General features: G+C 72.4%; 18 protein-coding genes. 8 read left to right on the top strand and 10 right to left on the bottom strand.

Annotation, left to right across the window (positions count from 1 at the left end):
* Window positions 1-14 precede the first annotated feature (14 nt).
* The 3 genes from ACZ4YL_RS10300 to ACZ4YL_RS10290 all read left to right on the top strand — a co-directional run bounded on the left by ACZ4YL_RS10300 (window position 15) and on the right by ACZ4YL_RS10290 (window position 3736).
* A complete protein-coding gene (locus tag ACZ4YL_RS10300) occupies window positions 15-2762 on the top strand; it encodes a helix-turn-helix transcriptional regulator (RefSeq protein ID WP_468115271.1) in 2748 nt (915 codons plus the stop codon).
* Window positions 2763-2920: 158 nt separating this feature from the next.
* Window positions 2921-3118, top strand: a complete 198-nt coding sequence (locus ACZ4YL_RS10295; RefSeq protein ID WP_468115270.1) for a hypothetical protein — start codon at window positions 2921-2923, stop codon at window positions 3116-3118.
* Between the two features lie 159 nt (window positions 3119-3277).
* Complete coding sequence (locus ACZ4YL_RS10290; protein WP_468115268.1) at window positions 3278-3736, top strand: DUF7144 family membrane protein; 459 nt, start codon at window positions 3278-3280, stop codon at window positions 3734-3736.
* Between the two features lie 149 nt (window positions 3737-3885).
* Here the strand turns inward: ACZ4YL_RS10290 and ACZ4YL_RS10285 are convergent, their stop codons facing one another.
* The 3 genes from ACZ4YL_RS10285 to ACZ4YL_RS10275 all read right to left on the bottom strand — a co-directional run bounded on the left by ACZ4YL_RS10285 (window position 3886) and on the right by ACZ4YL_RS10275 (window position 6754).
* Window positions 3886-4605, bottom strand: a complete 720-nt coding sequence (locus ACZ4YL_RS10285; protein WP_468115267.1) for a class F sortase — start codon at window positions 4603-4605, stop codon at window positions 3886-3888.
* Entirely contained in the window at window positions 4602-5426 is an 825-nt protein-coding gene (locus ACZ4YL_RS10280; protein ID WP_468115266.1) for a hypothetical protein, read from the bottom strand. Before ACZ4YL_RS10280 ends, ACZ4YL_RS10285 begins: the two co-directional genes overlap by 4 nt.
* Window positions 5427-6151: 725 nt before the next feature.
* On the bottom strand, window positions 6152-6754 hold the full coding sequence (locus ACZ4YL_RS10275) for an HD domain-containing protein (RefSeq protein ID WP_468115264.1): 603 nt from the start codon (window positions 6752-6754) through the stop codon (window positions 6152-6154).
* Between the two features lie 292 nt (window positions 6755-7046).
* Here ACZ4YL_RS10275 and ACZ4YL_RS10270 point away from each other — a divergent pair, with 292 nt between their 5' ends.
* Window positions 7047-7286: a chaplin gene (locus ACZ4YL_RS10270; RefSeq protein ID WP_468115262.1), complete on the top strand. Its 240-nt coding sequence runs from the start codon at window positions 7047-7049 to the stop codon at window positions 7284-7286.
* 67 nt (window positions 7287-7353) lie between these two features.
* On the opposite strand, the gene ACZ4YL_RS10265 is transcribed toward ACZ4YL_RS10270, so the two are convergent.
* A complete protein-coding gene (locus ACZ4YL_RS10265; protein ID WP_468115260.1) occupies window positions 7354-8097 on the bottom strand; it encodes a carbonic anhydrase in 744 nt (247 codons plus the stop codon).
* A gap of 128 nt (window positions 8098-8225) precedes the next feature.
* Window positions 8226-8765 (bottom strand): ATP-binding protein, encoded by a 540-nt coding sequence (locus tag ACZ4YL_RS10260; protein ID WP_468115258.1) that lies wholly within the window; start codon window positions 8763-8765, stop codon window positions 8226-8228.
* Between the two features lie 153 nt (window positions 8766-8918).
* On the opposite strand from ACZ4YL_RS10260, the gene ACZ4YL_RS10255 reads away from it, so the two are divergent.
* Window positions 8919-9572 (top strand): hypothetical protein, encoded by a 654-nt coding sequence (locus ACZ4YL_RS10255; RefSeq protein WP_468115256.1) that lies wholly within the window; start codon window positions 8919-8921, stop codon window positions 9570-9572.
* 84 nt (window positions 9573-9656) lie between these two features.
* Here the strand turns inward: ACZ4YL_RS10255 and ACZ4YL_RS10250 are convergent, their stop codons facing one another.
* A complete protein-coding gene (locus tag ACZ4YL_RS10250; RefSeq protein ID WP_468115254.1) occupies window positions 9657-11147 on the bottom strand; it encodes a cellulose binding domain-containing protein in 1491 nt (496 codons plus the stop codon).
* Window positions 11148-11527: 380 nt separating this feature from the next.
* Here ACZ4YL_RS10250 and ACZ4YL_RS10245 point away from each other — a divergent pair, with 380 nt between their 5' ends.
* Both ACZ4YL_RS10245 and ACZ4YL_RS10240 read left to right on the top strand, forming a co-directional pair.
* Window positions 11528-11692 (top strand): hypothetical protein, encoded by a 165-nt coding sequence (locus tag ACZ4YL_RS10245; RefSeq protein WP_468115252.1) that lies wholly within the window; start codon window positions 11528-11530, stop codon window positions 11690-11692.
* A gap of 147 nt (window positions 11693-11839) precedes the next feature.
* The gene (locus tag ACZ4YL_RS10240) at window positions 11840-12268 is read left to right on the top strand and encodes a protein-tyrosine phosphatase family protein (RefSeq protein ID WP_468115250.1); all 429 of its coding nucleotides are present in this window, start codon (window positions 11840-11842) and stop codon (window positions 12266-12268) included.
* A gap of 130 nt (window positions 12269-12398) precedes the next feature.
* Here the strand turns inward: ACZ4YL_RS10240 and ACZ4YL_RS10235 are convergent, their stop codons facing one another.
* From ACZ4YL_RS10235 to ACZ4YL_RS10225, 3 genes are all read right to left on the bottom strand, one after another.
* Complete coding sequence (locus ACZ4YL_RS10235; RefSeq protein WP_468115249.1) at window positions 12399-12770, bottom strand: VOC family protein; 372 nt, start codon at window positions 12768-12770, stop codon at window positions 12399-12401.
* 28 nt (window positions 12771-12798) lie between these two features.
* Complete coding sequence (locus ACZ4YL_RS10230) at window positions 12799-13908, bottom strand: PP2C family protein-serine/threonine phosphatase (protein WP_468115248.1); 1110 nt, start codon at window positions 13906-13908, stop codon at window positions 12799-12801.
* Between the two features lie 126 nt (window positions 13909-14034).
* Window positions 14035-14853, bottom strand: a complete 819-nt coding sequence (locus ACZ4YL_RS10225; RefSeq protein ID WP_468115246.1) for a LysR substrate-binding domain-containing protein — start codon at window positions 14851-14853, stop codon at window positions 14035-14037.
* A gap of 58 nt (window positions 14854-14911) precedes the next feature.
* Here ACZ4YL_RS10225 and ACZ4YL_RS10220 point away from each other — a divergent pair, with 58 nt between their 5' ends.
* Window positions 14912-15316, top strand: coding sequence for a DUF5997 family protein (locus ACZ4YL_RS10220; protein WP_301364067.1), 405 nt, complete (start codon window positions 14912-14914; stop codon window positions 15314-15316).
* A gap of 80 nt (window positions 15317-15396) precedes the next feature.
* Here ACZ4YL_RS10220 and ACZ4YL_RS10215 read toward each other — a convergent pair whose 3' ends face one another.
* Complete coding sequence (locus ACZ4YL_RS10215) at window positions 15397-15999, bottom strand: YdeI/OmpD-associated family protein (RefSeq protein WP_468115244.1); 603 nt, start codon at window positions 15997-15999, stop codon at window positions 15397-15399.
* Between the last annotated feature and the right edge of the window lie 3 nt (window positions 16000-16002).

Here is a 16002-nt window from a genome sequence, read left to right as displayed (position 1 = left end):
AGGTGACCCAACTGGTGATCACCACCGATCGCCGGTTCAGTGGTGACCGTGGGCCGATCACAGTCCGTACCGCCACGGGAACCCCGGTGACCTCCATGGACCACCGCGCCCCGACCGGCGACCCCATGCTCACGGCCAGGTTCGCGCCTCCGGCCGTGCCGAAGCTGCTGGTCCGCCGGCCCGAGCTGCTGGGGCGCCTGACGGCCGGGGCGCAGGGGCCGCTCACCCTCGTCAACGGTCCGGCCGGATCGGGCAAGACGGTGCTCACCGCCCACTGGGCGGCCGACGGAAGCGCGCCGCGTCCCCCCATGTGGCTCACCGTCGAACCCGACGACGCCCCCGGCGCCTTCTGGGCGTACGTCCTGGAGGCCCTCCAGCGGGGCGGGGTGGCACTGCCGACCGCGGTGGGCAGGCCGACCCGCGCCGAAGGGGTGACCCGGTCGTTCCTGGTGCGCCTGGCGGACGGGCTGGCCGCGTCCGCGCAGCCCGCGGTCCTCGTGCTCGACCAGTTCGACACCGCCCAGCCGCCCGCGACGACCGAGGGACTGGACTTCGTGCTCCGGCACGCGGCCGGCGGCCTGCGCATCGTGCTCACCAGCCGGTCGGACACCCTGCTGCCCCTGCACCGCTACCGGGCGGCCGGCGAGATCACGGAGATCCGGCACGCCGACCTCCGATTCACCGACGCGGACGCCGAGGCGCTGCTGGGCGAGCACCGGCTGGACATCTCACCCGCCGGAATCCGCCTGCTGATGGAACGGACCGAGGGATGGGCGGCCGGAGTACGCCTGTGCGCCCTGGCGATGCAGCGCAGCGCCGACCCGGAGGCCTTCCTGCGCCAGTTCGCGGCCGACCGCACCACGATCGCCGACTACCTCCTCACCGAGGTCCTCGACGCACAGCCGCCGCCCACCCAGGACCTGCTGCTGCGCGTCTGCGTCACGGACCGCGTCCACCCGGCTCTCGCGGACGCGCTGACCGGCCGGGACGACGGCGCACGGACCCTGGCGGGGCTGGCCCGCGACAACGCGTTCCTGGAGCAGATCGACGCCTCGGCCTGGTACCGGCTGCACCCGCTGTTCGCCGAGGTCCTGCGCGCGCACCTGCGGCAACGCTGCCCCGGGCTGGAACCGCAACTGCACGGCCGTGCGGCGCGCTGGCTCGCCCGGACCGGGCGGATCACGGAAGCGGTGCTCCAGGGCGCCGCCGCCGGGGACTGGCAGTTCGCGGCGGCGCAACTGGTCGACAACCTGGCGATCGGCCGCCTCCTCACGGGCCTGGAGGCGGACCAGCTGGGCCGGGCCTTCGCCGGGATGCCGGCCGGGACGACCGGAGTGGCGCCCGCACTGGTCGGCGCGGCCTGCCGGCTGGCCGAAGGGGACCTGCCCGGATGTGAGGCCGGACTGCGGCGGGCGGACGCCGTCCTGGCGGACGCATCCCCTGCGGACGCCTCCCTCGCGGAGTCCCGCGGCCCGGCGGCGCGGTTCGGCCGCGCCTTCCTCGGCGTACTCGCCGGACGCCCGGCCGGCAACGTGACGGCCACCGAACGGGCCGCCGCCGAGGCCGACCGGCTGCTGCGGGAGCTGCCGCCGCACCTGCTCGCCGAACGCCCCGAGCTCCGCGCCATGCTGCTGGCGCACCTCGGCGCCGTCGAGCTGGGCGCGGGCCGACTGGACCGGGCCGAATCCACCCTCACGGCCGCCGTCGCCGCGTGCGGGCCGCCGGGCACGGAGTCCCCGCTCTGCAGCGCGCTCGGCTCACTGGCCCTGGCCGAACTGCTGCGCGGCCGGTTGCGGCAGGCGGCAGAACACGCCCGCACCTCGCTCGCCGTCGCCGAGCGGTCCGCCCTGCCGCCCGAGCGCCGCGCCGGGACCGACCACCTCGTCTTGGCAGGCGTGGCCGTCGAGCAGGACGATCTGCCGGCCGCCCGCCGCCACCTCGACCTGGCCACCGCGGCGCCGGGCCCGCACCCGGATCCCGCGACCGCCGTCCGGACCGCCGTCATCGCAGCCCGGATCGCGGCGGCCGAGGGCGACGGGGACGCCGCGCTCGCCGTCCTGCGCGCGGTGGACCCGGAGGGAATGCCCGCCTGGGCGGCGGACGAGCTGGCCGTGGCCGAGTCGGGCGTACACCTCGCACGCGACGACGCCGACGCGGCCCTGCGGGTCCTGGACGCGGTGGAGGCCCCGGACGGCGACCGGCCGGAGCACGCGGTGGCCAGGGCCCGGGCCCTGCTGGCCGCCGGCCGGGGCGCGTGCGCGGCGGGGGCGCTGGCGGACGTACCGGGAGACGACGCGGTCGCCACCGCGGTACGGGCCCACGCGTGCCTGCTCCACGCCCGGATCGCCGCGGCGGACGGCGACTCCCAGGAGGCGCACCGGCGCCTCGGCGAGGCCCTGACCCTCGCCCGCCCCGAGCAACTGCGCCGGATGTTCGCCGAGAGCGGTCCCTGGGTGCGCCGGACCCTGCGCGGGGACCCGCGACTGGCGCGGTCGCACGGCTGGCTGACCCCCCGCGCCCCGGCCCGTACGGCGCGCGCGCCGCAGGGCGACGGGCAGCCGCCGGTGGTGGAGCCGCTGAGCGCGCGGGAGACCGAGGTGCTGCGCAAGGCCGCGGAGCTGCTGTCCACCGAGGAGATCGCGGCCGAGCTGTACGTGTCGGCCAACACGGTCAAGACCCACCTGAAGAGCATCTACCGCAAGCTCTGCGTCACCCGGCGCAGCGAGGCCGTCCGCCGGGCACGCGACCTCGGGATGCTCTGAGCCGCGAGCGGGCCGCCGCGGACGCGTGTCTCGCCCGCACCGGGCGATGCCGAGCGCCGGGCAGGGGGCCGACGATGGTGGGTGAAGGCCGGAAGCGGCCCGGGCCCTCGCACCGGCCGGGCTCCGAAGCCTTCGTTCCGAGAGGAGTGAGTGCTCTCATGCGCTACGAATTCCGCATCTCGGGGGTCGTACCGGACAGGCTCGCCGCGAGCTTTCCCGAGCTCGACCGGATCCCCGTACCGGAGCAGACGGTCCTGTTCGGCAGCGTGGCGGACGAGGCCCATCTGTACGGGCTCCTCACCCGCTTCCAGTCCCTGGGCCTGCGGGTGCTCGAAATGCGCCGGCTGCCCGCCTGAGCCGGAGCCGCGGGGCGTGCCCGGGCGAAGACCACCCGCTTCGGGTGATCACAGGGACCGGACCGCCGGACGACACTGCGATGTGGGCACCGAAGCCTGTGACCGACGAGCCGGAGCAGGACGGTCCTGCGCTGTACCGCCAACTGTGAGGTGAATTCCATGGGCCAGCCGACACCGACCGGGGGAAACTGGAACACCGGCCCTGCGCCGGGCACTACGCCGTTCCCAAGCGGCGACAGCCAGGGCGCGGGGAGCGTGGGCACGTTGTTGGCCGCGGTCCTCCTCCTGATCACCGGTTGTCTCGCGGTGTTCCAGGGCATCGCGGCCATCGCCAACGACGACGTCTACGCGCGCATCGGACACTACGTCTTCGAATTCGACCTCACGGCGTGGGGCTGGATCCATCTCATCGTCGGGATCATCGTCATCCTCACCGGGGTGGGCCTGTTCGCCGGCTCGAACCTGGCCAGGGGCGCCGGTATCGCACTGGCCGGCATCAGCGTGATCCTCAACTTCATGTGGCTGCCGTACCAGCCCTGGTGGTCGATCATCATCATCGCGATCGACGTGTTCATCATCTGGGCCCTGTGCACCAGCTGGACGCACGCCACCGACTGACACGCCCCCACGTACGGCGGCACCCGACCCGGCGACGGGTCGGGTGCCGCCGTACGTGGGGGCGTGTCAGTCGGTCGGGCGGTGACCGGGCCCGTCAGCCGCAGTGGGGCCCTGCGGCCGACGGGCGTGTTCCCGGATCCGTCGTCCGGCTACGCGGCGCCCGTCATGCGGGCGAACACCACCACGTTGCTGTCGTAATAGTGCTTCTTGGGGTCGAAGGTGCCGCCGCAGGTGACCAGGCGCAGGCCCGCGTGGTCGATGTTCTTGTAGACCTCCAGCGTGGGGAACTCGGCCTTCGGGTACTCGGCGACCCGGTCCACCGTGAACGTGACCGTCTTGCCGTCCTGCCGGGTGACCTTGATGGTGTCACCGCCCTTCATCGTCTTCAGCTTCTCGAACACCGCGGATGCTCCGTTCCACGTGACGTGCCCGGCGATCACGGCCGGCCCCTGGGAGCCGGGGGTCGGCCCCGGCTCGTACCAGCCCGCGAGCGCGGGGTCCTTCGGGGTCTGCATGGTGCCGTCCGGGTTCTGTTGCAGCGTCTCCAGGGAACTGGACAGATTGAGGGAGGGGATCGTGATCTTCTGCGGCGCCGACCGGGCCAGGGCCTGCTCGGCCTGGCCCGCACCGGCATCCGCCCCTGCGCCGCCCTTCGATCCCTCTGCAGGCGCCTTCGCGGTGGGCGCCTTCCCGGTGGGCGAGGCGTCGGCGCCAGCCGGCGCCCCGCCCGGGAGGTTCTGCCCCGCCGGGGCGGCGGGCTGCGCCGCGTCCTGGCCGCCGCCGCACCCGGAGAGGAGGAGTCCGGCGAGGAGGGCGGCCGCCAGCGGGCCAGCGGTGCGGCGGCGGAGCCGCGTGGGGGCCGGCTTCACGCGCCGCCCCCGGTGGTCTGCCTGCGGACGGGGCCGACACCGGCCCGCTTCCGGCCGATGATCACCGCACCCGCCACCACCGCGAGTACGGTGATCGCCACACCGTCGCGCACCGTCACCGGTACCGCCGTGTGCCCCTCGGTACCGCCGCCGGTCTCGATGCCGCCGACGGGGATCGACCCCACGGCCGCGCCCTTGACCTCTCCGCAGTTGGTCGGAGCCGTGGCCTCCTGGGGCAGCTTCGGGTCGAGCTCGCTCTTGCCGGCCCCCTCGAAGTCGTACTTCTTGTTCTTGTTGCGGTCGATGCCGTGCTGCACGACGTGCAGGTCCTTGATGTGGTCGACGACGTCCTGGCCGACCTCGATCGTCCGCTTGTAGCGGATCGTGCCCTGCGCGTCGGCGACGGGCATGCGCAGCACGTCGAGGCCGCTGGTGGGCTTGGTGTCCCCGCCCGTGGTGAGCGAGATGTTGATGTCGCCGTAGTCGTGCGTGGCCTCGGTGTTGCTGAGGACCCCGTCGCCGTCCTTGTCGTCGGTCGCGTCCGGGCAGTGGAAGTCGTGCCCCTTCGTCGAGCCGTGCAGGTGCTGGGCCGACGGCTGTCCGGGCACCATGCCCTTGGACTCGATCTGCACGGTGAGTTGCCTGCCCTTGAGGGTGAGCATGACCGTACCGCTGGAGCCCGAGTTGTTCAGCTGCGCCAGGTCGATCTGGTACGCCTTTCCGCCCTCCGCGAGAGCTGGTCCGGAAAGGCCGAGGGTCAGGGCCACGGCGGCGGGTATGGCGGCGAGAGCCACGTGGCGACCGGCGCGCTTGACTATCACATTCGCTCCTGTTCCGTGGATCCCCAGGACGGGAATCGCAGATCGTACGGGTTGTGAACGAGGCCTTGGGGAGGGTCTCGTTTCTCATTCGGTGCCCCAACGCCTGCGGATGGGTGCCCATATGAAAAAGTTTCAGGTGAGTTTGTTGGGACGTGTTCGACTACTGCGACTGCGTGACGTCACGTCGGCCAGGGCGCGGAAACAAGGCAGCCTCACAGGGCCTTTCGGGAACCGGCGCAATACCGTGTGCGGTGCACGCCGGAACGCGGCCACGCCGCAGTCGGATCATCGTGTCGGCCAGGATGTGGCCCACGGTGGGATCCCCGAACGCCGCACGTCGACGGCTTGCACCGGGCCGCATCGGCGCCTGCGCCAAGCGGCCGGAATGCGTGCAGGAAACACACGGCCGCATACGCAGGGAGGAGGTCGGGGAATCCCTCCTCCCTGCGTCCAGGTCAGCCCTGCACCCGCCTATCGGCACAGGCTGCGGCGGGGCCGACCACGTCAGGTGTAGGAGTCGGAACTCGGTCTCTCCGGAAGTAATCTGACCGCTATCAATTCGATTCTGCCGCATCTACGCACGCGCATCCACCGCCTTAGACGTCATTCCGGTCGTCGCCGGGGCATCATCCCCGTCGCCGGTCCGGTCCGGTCCGGTCCCGACCTTTGTAGTCGTCCTGGCGGCGACCGGACGAATAGTTGACCTCTGATGCTAAGAAATGCCGTCAGGGCTGCGCGTGCACCGGGAAGGACGCCTGGAAGGCGAGCCGGCCGTCGGCTCCGTCACCGATGCGCGTGAGCAGATCGTCGAACGCGAGGTACTCCTCCCAGTGCTGACCGCCCGTCGCCCGGGCCAGGCGCGCGACCACGAGGTCTTCGAGTTCAGGCAGGCGCTTGTTCTTCCAGACCTTGTCGGCCACGCTCACCAGCAGGTCCTCCAGCGTCGTACCGGGAGCCGTCCACGAGGCGTGGGTTCCGGCGAAGCGGGCCAGGTCCGGGCCGAATCCGTGGGCCGACAGCAGCGCGCGGCCCGCCTCTTCGTGCGAGGAGCCGGGCTCGGACAGTTCGGCCGTGTGCACGGTCTTGCCGATGTCGTGGGTCGCCGCCCCGAAGAGCACGGCCGCGCGGTCGACGGCGATCCGCGGATGGCGATGGTCCATCCATGCGACCAGTTGGACCGCCACGTCGTGGACGGCACGCAGATGGGCGGCCAGCCGCGGCGGTGCGTCGAGGGACCGGAGCAGGTCCACCACCGGGTCCGGGAGCGGCCGGAGCGGCGGATCGGCAGGAGCATGCAGGGCCTGGGACAAAGAGTCTGGGAAGCGCATCGGTTCAGGCTACCGACGGGCCTCGGGCCTCCGGCCGGCCGACGGGGAAGGTGGATCACCAGCATCACCTCTCAGCCGGTCCGACGGTCGGACAGTCTGACAAGCGGGTCGGGTCGATAGGGTCCTACGGGGCTCCCGTACCTCCGAACGGAGGTGAGGGTCCACCTATTCGAGGGAACCGGGCGGCCGGAACCAGGCCGGGAGGCCGTCAGCTGCCGAAGGAAAGGGCGACGGCCCCGCTCGGGGCCGTGCGGTGCTCCGGCGCCGCTGTGCGGTTACAAGGAGATGTCACGTGTCGCGTGTTCTGAAGAGTGCGGGTCTTGCCCTGGTGCTCGGGCTGGCGGTCATCGGCGGTGCGTCCTCGGCGTCGGCGGACGCCACCGCGGAGGGCATCGCGGCCGGCTCGCCCGGTCTGCTTTCGGGCAACCTGATCCAGATCCCGGTCCACGTTCCGATCAACCTGTGCGGCAACAGCGTCAACGTGATCGGCGCGCTCAACCCGGCCGGCGGCAACGTCTGCGTTAACGCCTGAAGGTCGTGAACCGTGGCCCGTCCCGCTCGGAGGCTCGACCGGGACGGGCCCGCACGCGCCGCCGCCGTCAGGACAGGGTGCGTACGTGCTGGTCGCGCAGCTCGTAGCGGGCGGCGAGCACGGCCAGTTCGCCCGTCGCCACCTTTCCGGCGAGGTCGGGCTCGGCCGCGAGCCGTCTGCGGGCGTTGCGCACGTGTGTGTTGATCGTCGCGTCGACGCGGGCCTGGCCGTGCTGGCTGTGGTCGATGGAAGGCCGTATCTGATCGGCCAGGTACTGGATGTGAGCGGGAAGCGGCTCGCCCGACTCGTCGGCGTGGACCGCCGCGGCGACCGCTCCGCACGACTGATGGGCCAGGACCAGTACGAGCGGTATGCGCAGCTCCAGAACCCCGTACGCGATGCTCCCCAGAACCGCCTCGTCCAGCACCTCGCCCGCCGACCGTACGGTCAGCAGGTCACCCAGCCCCTGGTCGAAGACCAGCTCGGGCGGAACGCGTGAATCGACGCAGCCCAGCACGATCGCGAAGGGCTGCTGGCCCTGGACGAGCCGGCGGCGCACGGCCGCGGACTCGTGCGGGTGCTCCTGGTCCTGGGCCCGCCACCGCTGGTTGCCGGCCGCCAGCCGGCGCAGGGCCTGCGCGGGGGTGGTCACGGGCTCGGCGCTCTCCGGATCCCACGGGGCGGCGAAGGCGGGAAAGGCCGCACCAAGGGTCAGGCCCGCTCCGGCGGCCGCCGCCGTGCCCGCGACGGCGGTGCGCAGCAGGGCGCGGCGGCTGTGCGGAGCAGGGAGGGTTCGTATGTTCGAAGACATGGCCGGACCGTAACCCGCCATTCCGCTAAGGGAGTTGGCCCGGCGGCCACAATGGCGGGATCCGCACGGGGGCAGGCTTGATGGGGCCGGGATCTTCTCAGCATGCGGGCAGCGTGTGAGCGGTCGGTTCACGGGGTGTCTGTCGCGCCCGCGGGTCGTGCCGGAGGGGCTTCGCGGGCGGCCGGCCGGGCGGCGAGCCGCCGGACGGCGGCCTGCTCGCCCGCTGCCATCCGCCGCGCCTCCGCGCCGAGCGCTACCTCGCCGTCCCCGGTCAGGCGGGTCAGGCGGGTCAGGCCGCCTGTGCCTGTGCCTGCGGAGCCGGGCGCCACACGGCCTGGACGGCCTTCCCGGCCCGGTGGGGCCGTACGGTCACGGACGAGGCCGGCCGCTGCACGATGCCCCAGCCGAATCCGCCCCATTCTCGGGTCCCCGGCCCGCGGAACCGGGAGGGTGCTGCTGTCGTGGACCTCGACCACGAGGGCCTCCCGCCGGCAGGACATCCGCAGCAGCCAGGCGCCCTCCGGGTGGCGGACGGCATTGCCCAGCAGCTCGCTGACCACGAGAGTCACGTCGTTCACGTCGGCCCACGGACACCTGGCCCGCACGAATCGCCGGGCGGCGCGCCGGGCCAGCGCGGTGTTCGTACGGGAGGAGTCGAGGACGAGCATGGCAAGAGGCTCCCGCTCAGGAGGGAACGGTGGAAAGCGGGCCGCAGGGCCGAACACCAGCCTCCCAGCCGCAGCGTCGCCCGTCCGGCCATCGGCAATTCGGCCGAACCGGGCCCGCGTGCGAGGCTTGCCCGGCACCCGGGAGGAGACCACATGATGCACACGCCGAGCCGGCCCGAAGACCTCGAACACCCCGAACTGCTCTGGGCCAGGGCGGTGACCATGGCCATGGTCGACACCGCGTGCTCGACGAGGACCGAGTTCGCCCTCGACGACGACGGCCTGTGGTGTCACTCCACCGGCGCGGGCGGCTGGTGGCGCCTGACCGTACTGGACGGCGGCCGCGCGGTGTTCTGCGGCCAGGACCCCGACGGCAGCCACACCCATGTCGGCGGAGAGCAGATCGACTTCCTCGCGGGCGGCCCCGACTGGCTGCCCTGGGACCTCCTGCGCGACGACGCCGCCGGCAATCTCTTCGGCTTCGTCTACTGGTGGGAGAACGGCGCGTGGCACCGCATCCCGTACCCGGACGAGGTGCGGGAGGACGGGCTGGAGGGGGCCGCGGCCTGGGTGGGCCCGGACGAGGAGGAGTTCCTCGGACTCACCGTGTCCTCGTTCGACGCCCCGTACGCGCTGGAGCGGAGCCTGACCGGGGCCGTCACCCGGTTCGCGGCGCTGGCGCGCGAACGCAAGGCCGACGCGGACGCCGTGGCGGCGCTGCTGGCGGCGGCCCACACCGAAGGCCGCCCGGCCCCGCGCCTCGACGCGGCACTCGACTTCGCCATCCGCGCGGGCATCCACGCGTAGGGGCGCGGGGCCACGGCCGACGGGCCCGCCGCACATGACGTGAGGCGGGCCCATCGGCTGCGGCCCCGTCCGGGCCCCGCGCGGCTACTTGAGCGCGGAGAACGCCTTGGTGAAGGCCAGCGGCTGCTGGAGGATCGAACTGCACGTCGCGTCGGCGTGGTTGACGGCCCCGGCCGCGCACTGCTTGTCCCGCGTGGAGGACCACATGGCCAGCCGGCCGATCCCCTTCGACGCGGCGAACTCCACGAGCTGCGTCGCGTCCTCCACCGTGAAGATCTCGCTCGCGACATCGTTCACGCCGATCATCGGCGTGACGGCCACGGCCTTCCAAGCCGCCGCGTCGGACAGCCCGAGCACACCCTTGATCTGCGCCTGCGTGGCCGTGGCGGCCTGGATCGCGTACTGCCCCATGTCCCCGCTGTACGCCGGCCCGTAGTCCATCGCCATGATGTTGACGGCGTCGACCCGCACACCGTTCTTCTTGGCGTCGGCCAGCAGCGCCACACCCGGCTGGGTCAGGCCCTCGGGCATCACGGGCAGGGTGAAGGCCACGTCCAGGCCCGGGTGGAACTTCTGCAGCCGGGCGATGGCCTGCGCACGGCGCGCGTTGGCCGCCGTGTCCGGCAGGGCCGCGCCCTCGATGTCGAAGTCGACCTTGGTGAGCCGGTACTGGTCGACGACCTTGCCGTACGCGGCGGCCAGCTCGTCCACGGTGGCGCAGTTCAGTGCCAGTTCGTGACCTGCGGCCCCGCCGAACGACACCCGTACGTCGCCGCCCTTGGCGCGCAGCGCACCGACCTGGGCGGCGACCTTGTCGTTCGCGAGATCCGTGACGCCGCCCCACAGCGGTGCACAGCCGCCGCCGGAGGTGATGAAGGCGAGGTGGAACTCCTTCACCCCGGTCTTCGTCGCGGTGTCGAGCAGGTCGTAGGCGGGGTACAGGGAGGTGTCGACGTACGGGGCGAAGCGCGCGCCGCCGCCCCCGGGGGCGGGAGTGCCGGTGGGGGTGGTCGCCGTGGGGGAAGGCGACTTGGTCCCGGTGGGCGCGGCGGAGGTGGCGGACGCGGTCGGGGCCGGGCTGGCCGTGACCGTGGGCCGGGCGGTGGGGCGCCCGCTGGGCTGAGCCGTGGCGCCCTGGTCCACCGAGCACTTCACCCCGTTGATCAGGCACCCGGTGGGGTCGCCGAGGGTGCCGGTCCCGCTCGCGACGAAGCCGACGGTGACGGAGGCCCCGGCCGCCAGCTGTCCGTTCCAGCTCGCGGGCTTCACGGTCACGCGGCGACCGGAGACCGTGTGGGTGCCGTTCCAGAGCGAGTCGATCTTCGTGCCCGCCGGCAGGTCGAACTGGAGGGTCCAGTCCGACTGTGCCGTGCCGGTGCTGTTGGTGATGACGTACTGGCCGGTGTAACCGCCGCTCCAGGAGCTGGACTTGGTGTAGACGGCTCCGACGGAGGTCGCCTGCGCGATCCCGGTGAAGGCGAAGGCCACCCCACCGATCACCGCCGCCGTCACGATCGCGCCCGTGACCTTCGCCGTACGGCTCGTCCTGCGCCGGTGCCCGACTGTGCTGCCCATCGCGTGCCTGCCTCTGTGTTACTGGGGAGTTGGGGATCCGGAAGCACGCTAGCCGCACCGAAACGGACATTCGTTCGTTTCGGTGCGGCCCTGATGAGTCTTAGGTTCCGCTTAAGGCAGGGGAAAGCGGGAGATCAGGAAGCGGGCTTGCCGGGCCCGTTCGCCCCGAGCTCTTCTCGATCGACGCCAAGACCGGTGCGCTCCACGGCCGGATCGCGCTCGCCAAGGGGCTTTACGACCCCGGCTGCGACGTCGAAGACCGAGGTCGGCAACGGCCGGGTCTGCGTGCCGACGGTCGGAGGCAGACGAAAGGGGGTGTCGCCCGCATGCGGGTGACACCCCCTCGTCGTGCGCCCTGCATGGAGGAGTCGTCGAACGGGTTGTTCATCACGCCCGAGGCCTCGCAGCTCGCGATCGCGCCGCTGCTGGCGCCGATCTTGCAGACCTCGAAGCAGGCGTTGTCGATCCAGCCGGCCTCCAAGTGCGTGCTCCGCGAGGCGCTCGTCTGGCCGCTGGGCACGGTCCGCATCTTCCAGACCTTGTGAGCGGCGTCGAACAAGCGTGTGGCTTGCCGGGGCGGTAGCGGCCGGCGTTGGGGGCCGGGTGGGATGGGCGCACGGGTCATGGTGGTCGACGAGCACCGGAGATGAAAGCCGCCTGACCGTCCACCGAACGGGGGCTACGCTCGCACCGTGACCGCCACATGGGAACCCACGATCGCGGGCATGCTGCGACTTCCCTCAGGCCGGCTCGTACGCGGCCGGGGGCTGAGCCGGCCACTCCCTCATGGCCCGCAGCCCGCCTTCGCGCTGTACCTGCTGGGCCACCGGCCACCGCCGGTCGCCTGGGAAAGCCGCTGGCTCCGCTGGCCCGACTTCTGGCTGCCGTCCGACCGTGCCACAACCGCCGACGCGTTGCGCGAGGCATGGACACGCGCCGAGGCAGAACGCGTCGAGATCGCCTGCGCCGGTGGACACGGGCGGACCGGCACCGCACTGGCAAGCCTCGCCGTGCTTGACGGGGTACCCAACAGTGAGGCCGTCGCCTACGTCCGGGAGCACTACGCTCCGCGCGCCGTCGAGACCCCCTGGCAGCGCCGCTTCGTCTCCCGCTTCCAGTAGCGGCATCACTCATCGGCCATAAGCACAAGACGGTTCACCGACCCGGTGAACCTCATCTGCGCGGATCCGTGCAGGAGCGCCTATTGATCCATGCATTCCGCTTACGGGCCTCCTGTTCCGGCCGACGGGCTCAGCCGTGCGTGGCGTCGATGACGCAGAAGCGGTTGCCCTCGGGGTCGGCCAGCACCACGAAATCCGGGTCCTCCGGGTAGGAGTCCCAGTCGACGTGCCGGGCACCCAGCAGGACCAGCCGCTCCACCTCCGCCGCCTGCTCCGCCGCGTTCGCCGCGTACAGGTCGAGGTGGACGCGCGGCCGTTCCTGTACGGGCGTGACACTGCGGCCGAGCGCCAGGCCCGGCCCGCCGCCGTCGGCCGGGACCAGGACCGTCCAGCCGTCGTCCACCTGGCCGTCACGGGGTACGTACCCCAGCGCCCGACTCCAGAATTCCGCGGCCCGCCGCACGTCCGCGGCTCCCATGACGATCGTTCCGAGGGTCAGCATGATCCGATTCTGGCAAACCGGGACCGGCCTACGGTGCCACGGGCCGCTCGATCGCGACCATCGCCGCGTCGTCGTCCAGGGTGTTGCCGGCCGCGTGCCTCAGCAGGTCCTCGCACAGCCGGTCCAGCAGCGCCTGCGGACGCAGCCCCGACCATGCGGTCACGCGCCGCGCCAGCGGGTAGAACGCGCCCGCCCGGTCGCGTGCCTCCAGGACACCGTCCGTGTACAGGAGCAGGACGTCACCCTCGGCGAAGGCGAAGGTCTGCGCGGTGACCGCCGACGCCACGAGCCCGGCGAGCCCCAGCGGCGGCGCGGGCCGGTCCACCTCCAACTGCTCGGCGCCGCCGTCGCGCAGCACGAGCAGCGGCGGCGGATGGCCGCAGCTGACGAGGTGCAGCACCGGCTCGGCGTCGGGGATGTCCAGGACGGCCGCGGTCACGAAGCTCTCGCCCTCGTCCCCGGCACCGTCCAGGTCCGCGGAGACCGCCGCCTCCAGGTAGTCCACCAGGCCCGGCAGCCCGGCCTCCTGGTGGGCGGAGGCCCGGAAGGCGCCCAGTACGAGCGCGGCGTCCCCGACCGCCTCCAGGCCCTTGCCCCGGACATCACCGATGATCAGCCGCGTGCCGGTGGCGGTCCGGGCGGCGGCGTACAGGTCGCCGCCGATCTGGGCCTCGGCCGCGGCGGCCAGGTACACGGAAGCGACGTTCAGCGGGCCGATCCGGTCGGGCAGCGGCCGCAGGACCACCTCCTGGGCGGTCTCCGCCACCGAGCGCAGCTGGGTCACCTCCTTCTCGTGCACCTCGCGCAGGTGGGCGAAGAAGGTCACGAACACCGAGATCATCACGAGCGCGATGATCTGGAAGGTGTGGTTCAGGTCGGTCAGGGTGGTGCGCGCCGTCGCGACCACCACCTGGGCCAGTACGGCGACCAGCCCGACGAAGGCCGTCATCCGCGGCCCCGCGAACGACGCGGTCACGGCCGGAGCGGCAGCCAGGAACGGTCCTAGGTGCACCTCGGGAGGAGCGAGCACGTCGATCAGCGTCACGAGGGCGATCAGCGCGAACGGGACCGCCAGCTGCGCGCGGCTCACCCTGGGGGACCGGTGGTGACGAGGGTGCGACGGCGGCCGGAGATCCATTCCTCCTGCATACACCGCGAGGTGAGCCGGATCCCCGAAGCCCGGCCGTCGCAGACGGACCTGCCGGTCCTGCGGACGTCGGCCGGTCCTACGGGCGTCGGCCGGTCCAATGGGCGACGGCGGTCCCTACGGGCGTCGGCCGGGCCTGCCGCCCTTCCCGCCCTTCGCACCCTTTCCGCCCTTGGGGCCGCCGGAGGCCCCGCGGGGGTTCTTGCCCGCCGGCTTCCCGGACGAGGACTTCCCGGCCCCCGACTTCCGCTGCGCGCCGCCACCGCCGCCACCCGCACCCGTTTCCGGGCGCTTGCGCTTCGCCTTGGGCTGCGGCGGGGTCGGTGCGCGCCCCCGCGTGCTGTTCACGGTCCGGCCGCGGACGATCCCGATGAACTCCTCCACCAGATCGGTGGTCTCCTCCTGCGGCCACGACAGCGCGACCCGCGAGGCGGGCGCGTCGGAGACCGGCCGGTAGGTCAGGTCCTTGCGGTGGTGCAGGCGGGCCAGCGACTGCGGGACGACGAGTACGCCCACCCCGGCGGCCACCAGCTCGATCGCGTCCGCCGTCGTCTCGGGGCGCTCGATTGCGGGCTTGCCCGGCAGCTGCTCCCAGTCCAGGGTGTCGTCGAGCGGGTGGAACACGACCTCGTCGGCGAGATCCTCGGTGGACACCTCTTCCGCAGCGGCCACGAGGTGATCCTTGGGGACCACGACCACCGTCGTCTCGGTGTAGAGGGGGATCGCGCTGAGGTCGTCACGGTCGACCGGCAGCCGCACGAAACCGGCGTCCGCGCCGCCCGCCCGCAGCACACCGCACGCCTCGATCGGGGACACCGCGACCAGGGTCAGCGGGACGTCGGGCAGCCGCTCGTTCCAGATACGCACCCACTTGCTGGGTGTCACCCCCGGGACATAAGCGAGCCGGAACGAATGGGGTACTTCCGAGCCTGTCACCCCGCAAGGTTACCGGTCGTGGTCGGAGGTAGCGCACACGCTCGATACTCTTGACACCATGACGTCGCACCAGAACACCCAGACGATGAAGCCCGCGACCGCGGCGAAGAAGCTGGGCGTGTACCTCGAGGCCACCCCCGCAGAGTTCCAGGAGGGTGTCGTCTCGCGCAGCGAATTGAGTGCGCTCCAGGCCGATCCGCCCCAGTGGCTGAAGGAGCTGCGCGCCAACGGTCCGCACCCCCGACCGGTGGTGGCGGCCAAGCTCGGCGTGTCCATCGCCGGTCTCGCCCGCGGCGGGGTCACCGAGCCCCTCACCACGGAGCAGATCGAAGCGCTGAAGCAGGAAGCCCCCGAATGGCTCCAGCGTGAGCGCGCCACCCAGGCCGAGGTCCGCAAGGAAACGGTCCGCATCAAGGAGAAGCAGGCCGAGAAGGCCGAGAAGGCCCGCGACCAGCGCTCCTGACCTGCGACTCCGCCTTCCGTCAGGCCTGTTCTCCCCGTGGGGAGGCCAGGCCTGACGCCTTCTCCCGGCCCGCTGGGCCCCTACGCTCCTGTGCTCCCCGCGCTTGCGGAGGCAGCCCCGCCTCCCCCCAGCAGCCGCACCGCCCGGTCGAGCCGGGCCCGCCTGGTCTCCGGCGTGAGCGCCTGCAGCAACGGCAGGATCACCTGGTAGCGCCCGGTGCGGTCGAGTGCCTCGAACGCCTCCGCGGCCGCCGGGTCCGCCGCGAAGGCCGCCGCGAGGTCCGGTGGCACCGCCGCCGTCCGCTGCGACTCGTAGGCGTGCGTCCACCGCCCGTCCGCCTGCGCCCTGCGCACCTCGGCGAGCCCGGGCTCACGCATCCGCCCCGCGACGCTCAGCTCCGCGACCTTGTCCACGTTCACCTGTGACCACAGGCTCTTGGGCCGGCGCGGCACGTACTTCTGCAGGTAGTACCGCTCGTCGAGGCCGCGCCGCTGCCCGGAGATCCAGCCGTAGCACAGCCCGATGTCGACCAGCTCGTCATCGGTGACCGACGCGATCCCGGACTTCCTCTTGGCCACCTTGATCCACACGCCCTCGCGGCGCGTGTGGTGCTCGGCCAGCCAGCTCTCGAACGCCTCGGCGTCCGCGAAGCCGACGATCTCCACCCCGCCCAGTTCCTCCATACG

The sequence above is a fragment of the Streptomyces sp. NPDC030021 genome (assembly GCF_055574035.1).
Note: the sequence above shows the minus strand (reverse complement) of the source record. Positions and strands in the feature narration are given on the sequence as shown.

Coding starts and splice junctions, on each gene's coding strand:
- ACZ4YL_RS10250 (WP_468115254.1), bottom strand. CDS start 11,147: ATGGGCAGCACAGTCGGGCACCGGCGCAGGACGAGCCGTACGGCGAAG.
- ACZ4YL_RS10265 (WP_468115260.1), bottom strand. CDS start 8,097: ATGTCTTCGAACATACGAACCCTCCCTGCTCCGCACAGCCGCCGCGCC.
- ACZ4YL_RS10235 (WP_468115249.1), bottom strand. CDS start 12,770: ATGCTGACCCTCGGAACGATCGTCATGGGAGCCGCGGACGTGCGGCGG.
- ACZ4YL_RS10220 (WP_301364067.1), top strand. CDS start 14,912: ATGACGTCGCACCAGAACACCCAGACGATGAAGCCCGCGACCGCGGCG.
- ACZ4YL_RS10215 (WP_468115244.1), bottom strand. CDS start 15,999: ATGGAGGAACTGGGCGGGGTGGAGATCGTCGGCTTCGCGGACGCCGAG.
- ACZ4YL_RS10230 (WP_468115248.1), bottom strand. CDS start 13,908: ATGGATCTCCGGCCGCCGTCGCACCCTCGTCACCACCGGTCCCCCAGG.
- ACZ4YL_RS10295 (WP_468115270.1), top strand. CDS start 2,921: ATGCGCTACGAATTCCGCATCTCGGGGGTCGTACCGGACAGGCTCGCC.
- ACZ4YL_RS10290 (WP_468115268.1), top strand. CDS start 3,278: ATGGGCCAGCCGACACCGACCGGGGGAAACTGGAACACCGGCCCTGCG.
- ACZ4YL_RS10275 (WP_468115264.1), bottom strand. CDS start 6,754: ATGCGCTTCCCAGACTCTTTGTCCCAGGCCCTGCATGCTCCTGCCGAT.
- ACZ4YL_RS10255 (WP_468115256.1), top strand. CDS start 8,919: ATGATGCACACGCCGAGCCGGCCCGAAGACCTCGAACACCCCGAACTG.
- ACZ4YL_RS10260 (WP_468115258.1), bottom strand. CDS start 8,765: ATGCTCGTCCTCGACTCCTCCCGTACGAACACCGCGCTGGCCCGGCGC.